A 728-nucleotide genomic window follows, 5' to 3' on the forward strand; every position below is an offset into this window, starting at 1 on the left:
GTTTTTTTATTTGTAAACCCATAATTATTAATTAATTCAGAGAAAGGACAGCATCTTAAGTTCTTAAAATAGAAACTTTTTATCACAACTTTTATTAACTTTTTAAAAGTTGTATTACACATTTGTTAAATATCTTAGAAATCTTTACAAAGTGTACCTGTTTTTTCTCCTAATTTAAGGTGTTGTCTTTTCTCTGTTTCAATTAATTAATTTTGCTAATAAATAAAAAAATAATACCAAAGAAAGGAATGAGTAATGAAAATTAATAAACAAAAACAAATTTGCGATATTGATAATTGTTATAAAGCAATATCATTCATTACCGAAGAATTTGTATCAAATAAAGTTTTATGAACTTGTGAAAAACATAAATATTTATTGAATAAAGTAAAAGATAAAACACAAAAGCAATTTTATCAGAAACTTGAAAATTCAAAAATTATCTTTGATTGAGAAACTGGTTTTTTAAAACTTTGATTTAATAAAACAGCTTAATGCAGGGTGGAACGGTTATTTTAATAACTAAGTGTTTTTATTCCACATGAGGCGGTCTAGCCCAGCGGTAATCAGTCCGGAAATAATAGACGCTTTAACAAGCGATAGTCGTGATAAGTGCGAGGTCAACATCAAACGACAATAAATATTGAGATGGTCACTTTATAAATAAATTTGCGATAGATATTACTTCTTAGAAGTGGCGGCGGTTTTAATAAACCACAAAGCCAGCA

The 728-nt window shown here is 26.9% G+C and carries 1 protein-coding gene; it reads left to right on the plus strand.

Annotation, left to right across the window (positions count from 1 at the left end; genetic code table 4):
• The first annotated feature begins 255 nt into the window (after nucleotides 1-255).
• On the plus strand, nucleotides 256-495 hold the full coding sequence (locus EHU54_RS06080) for a hypothetical protein (protein ID WP_400249507.1): 240 nt from the start codon (nucleotides 256-258) through the stop codon (nucleotides 493-495).
• The last annotated feature ends 233 nt before the right edge of the window (nucleotides 496-728 follow it).

The organism is Spiroplasma sp. ald (assembly GCF_044714355.1).
Lineage (GTDB): Bacteria > Bacillota_I > Bacilli_A > Mycoplasmatales > Mycoplasmataceae > Spiroplasma > Spiroplasma phoeniceum.